This is a genomic window from Armatimonadota bacterium (assembly GCA_036504095.1).
Taxonomy (GTDB): Bacteria; Armatimonadota; DTGP01; order JAKQQT01; family JAKQQT01; genus DASXUL01.
Genome location: DASXVS010000015.1, coordinates 22,165 through 29,086 on the forward strand (window position 1 = coordinate 22,165; position 6,922 = coordinate 29,086).

The window sequence follows — 6,922 nt, forward strand, 5'->3', positions numbered from 1 at the left end:
CTCCGAGAGGCTACTTCAACTGCTGTATGGGGATGACGATGCCCGTGCAGCCACTGAATGAGCCGCCCCCTTAGTGTGCGTAGAAAATGATCCGGCTGCCCTCCTGCTCAAAGCGGAACGGCACCTCCCTCAACTGCGACAACGCGGCGCGTACCTCGTCCTGTCTCTCCACCGGCACGGCAAACAGCAGAAAGCCGCCGCCGCCCGCGCCCAACAGCTTGCCGCCCGTGGCGCCTGCCTGACGGGCCGCAGCATACCATTGATCGATCTCGGCTGAGCTGATGCCGCCGGTCAACTCGCGTTTCAGCATCCAGTTTTCGTGCAGGATCTCACCCACGGCAGCGGGGTTGCCATTCTGCAATTCACTACGCATGGTTTCGGCTAGGGCAGCGATGCGGTGGAGCCGTCCCTTTGCCGCTGCGTCGGAGGCCGAAGCGGCGCTCTGTTCGGCCAGAATCTCATTGGCGCTGCGCGTCGCTCCGGTGTAGAACATCATCAGCGAGCGTTCCAGTCCCACCACCACGCGCCGCTCGCAGATCACCGGGTCTACGATCACTGTCTCGTCGTTCTTAAACCGGATGAAGTTCAATCCGCCGTAGGCCGCGGCGTATTGATCCTGCTTGCCGATGGCGCCGCCGCAGTGCTCCAATTCCACAGCGCAGCTTTCCTGCGCCAAGTCTTCCGCCGCGCGGTACCGTCCCTGATAGGCCGAGAGCGCATGCAACAACCCGACAGTGAACGCACTGGACGAGCCGAGCCCGCTGCCGCGCGAGGGGATATCGGCGATGGAGGTGATCTCGATTCCGTTGCGCACGTGCAGCCGCTGCAGGCAGGCGCGCACGATGCGGTGCTCGATCTGCTCCACCTGCTCCACTTCCTCGGTCTTGGAGTAGCTGACGCGAATCCAGTGATCGAACTTCCGGTTTACCGTGATGTAGATGTACTTGTCGATGGTGGTGCTGAGCACGGCGCCGCCGAACTGCCGGTAGTAGGCAGGCAGGTCGCTGCCGCCGCCGGCGAAGCTCATGCGGAGTGGGGTTTTGCTGATGATCATGAGAGAATCCGTGCAACTGCCGCGGCCGCGTCGGCGGTACGAAATGTGGGTTCGGCCTGATAGCGGCCGTCGGCGCCGCCGTTGCCGGTGGCCACCAGCGCCGAGCGGATGCCGGCATTGTGGGCAGTGAGAGTATCCATGGTGGAATCGCCGACCAGCCAGGACCGCGCCAGATCGATGTTCGGCTCGTCGGCCGCCTGGAGGATCATGCCGGGCTGCGGCTTGCGGCATTCGCATTCGATCTTCAGCTCGGGCCGCTCGCCGGGATAGCCTCCGTCGGGATGGTGCGGGCAGTAGTAGATCTTATCGAGATAGGCGCCCTCGCGCCCTAGCAACGTCTCCAGCTTGCTATGGAGAATGCGCAACTCGGCTACCGTGCAATCGCCGCGGGCGATTACCGGCTGGTTGGTCACCAGCACGGCCAGATACCCGGCGCGATTGGCGGCCCGCACTGCCTCCGCCGCGCCGGGCAGTAGTTCCAACTGATCCAGGCCGATTACCAGATCCGTGCTGGCCGTCAGCGTGCCGTCGCGGTCGAGAAACACCGCCGGACGCGGGGCGCGCCCCTGCGCGATGCGGCCGGAGAGGAAGTCCGCTTCCACCTTATCGAGCCGCTCCGGTGTGCCGGCATCCTTGATGTATTCCGTGCTGCGGTAGGCCGCGATGCGGCGGCCATCGGCCAGCATCAAGGGGAAGAGGTGCTTGGCGAAGTCGCCGGAGCGGAACCGCTCGCGATAGGCGGCCAGGGCGGGTTTGTCCAGCACGTAGGCGGCGGCATTGACAAGATTTTCCAGCCACGCGCCCTCCGGGTGCGGGTAGGGCAGGATGGTGCGCACGATGCCGCGCTCGTCCACCGCCAGCAGGTCGGAATCCTGCGGATGGTCGTTGGGGTGCGCCAGCAGCGTGGCTTCCGCCCCGCTCTGGCGGTGGTATTGCAGAAAGCGGTTCAGATCGATATCGAGCATCGTGTCGCCATAGAGCACGATGAATTCGTTCGGCAGCAGGTCCAGCGCCTCCAGCACGCAGCCGGCGGTACCGAGCGGCGATGTCTCCTCGTGGAATTGAACCGAGGCGCCCCAGCGCGAGCCGTCGCCGCAGAATTCGCGAATGGCCGCCGCTCCATAGCCGGTGAGCACGACGATATCCCGCACGCCCTGCGCGGCCGCCATCTCGATTTGATGCTGCAACAGAGGCTTGCCGGCCACGGGCGCCAGCGGCTTGGGTAGGTCGCCGATACGGCTGCGCAACCGCGTGCCTTTGCCGCCCGCGATGATGGCTAGCTGCATGGTTGTTTCATCTCGGCGTAAATCTCCCGCACGGCCCGTTCAATCGCCTGGCCGCTGGACATGCTGGCGGTCCAGCCCAGCGCCGCCAGCTTGGCCACCGAGTATTGGAACTGAGGTACGTCGCCCACCCAGCCGCGAGCCCCGCCCGTGTAGCGCGCCGCTAACCCGCGCGCGCATTCGGCCAGGATCGCCGCGACAATCTCGCGTACCGTGATGCCGTCGTCCGGCGGGCCGATTAGGTAGCAACTGCGCGGTCCACTGGCGCGCGCGCTGATATGCAGCATGGCCGCCAGCAGGTCCGAGACGTGCAGGTAGGGCTTGCGCTGCGAGCCGTCGCCCAACACCTCCAGGTCCGTAATGCCACCCCGTGCAATGCGTCCGATCAGATCGAAGAGAATCCCGTGGGTGGCGCGGCTGCCCACCACGTTGGGGAAGCGGAAGATGAGCGCCTGGAACCCGGCGCTTTCCACCGCCGCGCTGATCGCCGCCTCGGAGGCGAGCTTCATGGCACCGTAGTTGGAGATGGGCCACAGAGGGCCGGAGTCTTCATCCAGAGTCTGCCGCAGGTCGCCGTACACAGCCGAGGTGGAGGCGAAGCACAGGCGGCCGATGCTGAACCGCTTCACCAGCTCCAGCGTATGGCAGGTGGTCAGGAACGTGTCCCGGAGGTCGATGGCGGCGTCGGCGGTACCCGCGGGGATATCGGAGTTGGCGGCCAGGTGCCAGAACTCGGCCACGCCGTCCAACTTGCAAGCGGCCGAGGCTCGCGGGTCGGCCAGATCCACTTCGATCAGCCGGAAATTCGTGTTCTGCAGGGCGCTGGCGAGATTGGCCCGTGTGCCGCGGCTGAAGTTGTCCAGCCCGGTCACAGTCCGGCCCTGCGCCAGAAAGTAATCCACCAGATGGCTGCCAATAAAGCCCGCGGCGCCCGTGATTGCAATGGATTCCGGCATGGATGGTTCCTCCATCACAACACCGATGGCGGAAGGCGTGCAATGAGAAATGGCACCAGCCTGAATGTTTAGATGTCTGGACGGTTACAGCTCTCGCCCGCAGCCCCGCTCCAGCCCCGCGACGCTACACTGATAGCTTGTCATGTTGATCCACACCAATGCCTGGGCTCGCGCGGGTCTGATTGGGAATCCCTCGGACGGCTACTTCGGCAAGACCATAGCCTTCACCGTCCGCAACTACCGGGCGCGTGTGGTGATCTACGAATCGCCGCGCATCCATATCGTTGGGGGCTTCCGGGACCGCATGGACTTCGGCAGTTGCGCCGAGTTTCTCGAGGACGTCCACCAGAACGGCTACTACGGCGGTGTGCGGCTCATCAAGGCGGCCATCAAGCGCTTCAGTGACTGGTGCCGCGCCCACGGCCTGCCGTTCAATCGGAATTTCACCATCGAGTACGACACCGATATTCCCGTGCGCGTGGGCATGGCGGGCTCCAGCGCCATCGTAACGGCCACGATGCGCGCCCTGATGCGCTTTTTTGGCGTGGAGATCCCCATGCCGCTGCTGCCCGGCGTCATTCTCAGCGTGGAAATGGAAGAGCTGGGGATTGGGGCCGGCCTCCAGGATCGCGTGGTTCAGGTCTATGAAGGCGTCGTCTACATGGATTTCGACAAGGCCAAGATGGAGCGCCAGGGCCACGGCGACTACGAGCCGATAGATGCCCGCCTGTTGCCGCCGCTCTACGTCGCCTTCCATGACAATCTCGCCGAGGGCACCGAGATCACCCACAATGACCTGCGCAGCCGTTTCAACCACGGCGACAAGGACGTGGTGGACGCCATGCTGCAGTGGGCCGCCTTTGCGCAGCAGGCGCGCGATCTGCTGAGCGCTGGCCGTGGTCCCGAAATCGGTCCGCTGATGAACGAGGCATTTGACCTCCGCGCCCGCCTGATCCCCATCAGCCCCGGCAACCGCGAACTGATCGACCGGGGGCGCCGTCTGGGCGCTTACACACAGTTCTGCGGTTCCGGCGGTGCCATTGTCGGCTGCTATGACGGAGATCCGGAACGGCTCCGCCAACTGCGGGAATCCTATGCTGAGATGGGCGCTACCTTGCTTGTGCCGAAGATTGAGGAGTAACTCTGCTGCATGATAATCCGCAAAGCCGTCATTCCCGCCGCCGGCATGGGCACGCGCTTCCTGCCTGCCACCAAGAGCATGCCGAAAGAGATGCTGCCCATAGTGGATAAACCGGTGCTCCAGTTTGTCATTGAAGAAGCAGTTGAGAGCGGCATTGAGGACATCCTCATCGTTACCGGTCGCGGCAAACAGGCCATTGAGAACCACTTCGATTACAACCCGGATCTGGAAGTGTTCCTGAGTGCCGCCGGCAAGCACCACCTTGTCGAGCAGGTGCGCGACATTGGCGACAGGGTCCAGATCCACTACATCCGGCAGAAGGAACAGCTCGGCTTGGGCGATGCCATCCGGCTTGCCCGCGCCCACATGGGGACCCAACCCTTTGCTGTGCTGTTGGGTGACACCATCATCGATCCGCCCGAGGGGCAAAAGCCCGGTCTGCGCCAGTTGCTTGATGCCTTCGATACCACACAGGCCAGTGTGGTTGCCGTCCACCGCGTCCTGCCGGAATGGGTAAGCCGCTACGGTATTGTGGATGGCGTGTCCGAGCCAGGCCGTGATGATCTATTGCGGTTGAGAAAATTGGTGGAGAAGCCGGCAGTCAACCTGGCGCCCAGCGACCTCGCCATCGCCGGACGCTATGTCTTCACCTCAGCCATTTTCGATTGTATCGATGCGACGCAAACCGGCGTGGGCGGAGAGATCCAGCTAACCGACGCCATGAATCTGCTGGCCCAGCAATCCCCTGTCTACGCGCTGGCCTGGCAGGCACGCCGCTTCGATATCGGCAACCGTCTGGAGTACGCCAAGTGCTTCATCGAGTTAGCATTGCGCAGGCCGGACATCGGGGAGCCACTCCATGCGTTTCTGCGGGAGTTGCTGAATAATGCCGGTTCCGAGGGCTGCAACTGAAGCGATCCGGCCCGATCATCCGCTTGTCTTGCGCCCGAGAATAATCCAACAGATGGCTGCGGATGAATATTGCGCCGCCTGTCATTGCGATGCATTCCGGCCCGGATACCTTGCTAGCTTCGTACCGGCAAATAGGCGCATCGGTCATTAGGTATGTGCCGTCTTGACAGGCGCGCCTCGCCGACGCGCCGAATGACCGTCCGGCAATCGATTTTGTCAAACGGTGGAGTTTCTGCATGCTGCTCACTGTCGGCGTCTCTACGACGATCACTTGATCTTCGTTGATCTGCCTCGTAGGGAGTTTGTGCAGGAGGCCTTTGCTGGCATCCACGCTCTTAACTTACAGCCGAGCTACCTTCCACTTGGCCTTCTATATATTGGCTGAGTCCCTCTGTTTCTGTGCCAGGCGGCATTGCCGTCTGGCGAGTTTGGTTTGAGCCCGACGGAAGGCGTTCGAGGGCAGCGGTTTTCCCCGGTAGAGAGCACAGCACAGCGAGCGAGGCCTAGGTCGATTCCAACCCTGCCTGATGCTGGGGGCAAAGCCAAGCTGTTTGTGATCTCAGAGAGAGATTGCGCCCGGCCGCCTCGAACTCCAGGCGTGGGGAGAGCTCCAGCGACTGAGAGAAGCTGCCGCCTATTCGATTCAAGGCGGCAATCTCCGTTCGGCTGAATTGGTCTTGGCAACCTCAACCAACCTACCAGGATCCCCGCCTCATACCTCAGAAGCTAACGGACCGGTCTGCTCTAGACCAGGAAATTTGACCACTTATGTTAATCCGCATGAACCCAGCGCTACGTTCGTCCTTACCCCGCCTCTAAGGTTAGCTCTCTATTAACTCTTCGTGATCAGCTTCCGATTGATCTAGCAGGGAATGCCCTTTAGGGCCGAGATGAGCAGGCACCTCAATATGAATTTAGCTTTATTAACTCGAGCAATAGTATCGGCTAGCTTTGTGCTTTGGGCGTCCGCAGCGTACGGGCAGGTTTCATTGGCACTCTCCTCTGTCACAACGACGGCAGAAGGCAAAGTCGATCTCGCCCTCTCGCTGACCTCTAGTGGAACTCAGCCAGCCGGGCTCCAGTGGACTCTTGAATTCGCCACTTCCGATTTCACCGCGATGACAGTGACAGCTGGTCCTAGTGCTGCCACTGCTGCCGCAGAATTGACGTGCAATGCTGAGAGCGGCAAGTCTGTCTGTCTGCTATCCGGGCTCACTTACAACACAATGGCAGATGGCGTCGTAGCCATCGCGACTCTGACGCCGTCTGCCAACACGAACCTCACCAAGGTGATTGGGGTCACGAACGCGATTTCCGCCTCATTGTCAGGCGATGACATCATCACTGCCGCAACCGGCGGCACTGTCACTGTACCGGCCCCAACATCTATCGGGATATCCTCGTTGGCCTGCACCCCATCGTCGGTCATGGCAGCCGGTACGACAACGTGTAGCGTCACTTTGAATCAGACAGCGCCCGTGGGCGGCACCGTTGTCACGCTCTCCGACGACAGCACTGCTCTCACCGTGCCGGCTTCCGTCACGGTTGTCGCCGGTGGTAAAACTGGCACGTTCAC

General features: G+C 62.2%; 6 protein-coding genes. 3 read left to right on the forward strand and 3 right to left on the reverse strand.

From position 1 onward, the window contains the following. Window positions 1–70: 70 nt before the first annotated feature. Genes VGM51_02405 through VGM51_02415 form a run of 3 tightly spaced genes read right to left on the reverse strand, consistent with a single transcriptional unit; the run spans window position 71 to window position 3,293 of the window. Window positions 71–1,054 carry a GHMP kinase gene (locus VGM51_02405; GenBank protein ID HEY3411887.1) on the reverse strand — a complete coding sequence of 328 codons (984 nt, stop codon included), beginning with the start codon at window positions 1,052–1,054 and terminating at the stop codon, window positions 71–73. After that, the gene (locus tag VGM51_02410; protein ID HEY3411888.1) at window positions 1,051–2,340 is read right to left on the reverse strand and encodes an HAD-IIIA family hydrolase; all 1,290 of its coding nucleotides are present in this window, start codon (window positions 2,338–2,340) and stop codon (window positions 1,051–1,053) included. Before VGM51_02410 ends, VGM51_02405 begins: the two co-directional genes overlap by 4 nt. After that, window positions 2,331–3,293 (reverse strand): NAD-dependent epimerase/dehydratase family protein, encoded by a 963-nt coding sequence (locus VGM51_02415; protein ID HEY3411889.1) that lies wholly within the window; start codon window positions 3,291–3,293, stop codon window positions 2,331–2,333. Before VGM51_02415 ends, VGM51_02410 begins: the two co-directional genes overlap by 10 nt. 142 nt (window positions 3,294–3,435) lie before the next feature. Between VGM51_02415 and VGM51_02420 the strand changes: the two genes are divergently transcribed. The 3 genes from VGM51_02420 to VGM51_02430 form a co-directional block, all read left to right on the forward strand. Beyond that, a complete protein-coding gene (locus VGM51_02420; protein ID HEY3411890.1) occupies window positions 3,436–4,434 on the forward strand; it encodes a GHMP kinase in 999 nt (332 codons plus the stop codon). A gap of 9 nt (window positions 4,435–4,443) precedes the next feature. Continuing rightward, the gene (gene galU / locus VGM51_02425; protein HEY3411891.1) at window positions 4,444–5,346 is read left to right on the forward strand and encodes a UTP--glucose-1-phosphate uridylyltransferase GalU; all 903 of its coding nucleotides are present in this window, start codon (window positions 4,444–4,446) and stop codon (window positions 5,344–5,346) included. Window positions 5,347–6,335: 989 nt separating this feature from the next. Further along, on the forward strand, window positions 6,336–6,922 hold a 587-nt coding region (locus VGM51_02430; protein HEY3411892.1), incomplete at its 3' end, for a hypothetical protein.

Excerpts from the sequence above, each read along its gene's own strand:
- galU (HEY3411891.1), top strand. The coding sequence starts at position 4,444 with ATGATAATCCGCAAAGCCGTCATTCCCGCCGCCGGCATGGGCACGCGC.
- VGM51_02405 (HEY3411887.1), bottom strand. The coding sequence starts at position 1,054 with ATGATCATCAGCAAAACCCCACTCCGCATGAGCTTCGCCGGCGGCGGC.
- VGM51_02420 (HEY3411890.1), top strand. The coding sequence starts at position 3,436 with ATGTTGATCCACACCAATGCCTGGGCTCGCGCGGGTCTGATTGGGAAT.
- VGM51_02415 (HEY3411889.1), bottom strand. The coding sequence starts at position 3,293 with ATGCCGGAATCCATTGCAATCACGGGCGCCGCGGGCTTTATTGGCAGC.
- VGM51_02410 (HEY3411888.1), bottom strand. The coding sequence starts at position 2,340 with ATGCAGCTAGCCATCATCGCGGGCGGCAAAGGCACGCGGTTGCGCAGC.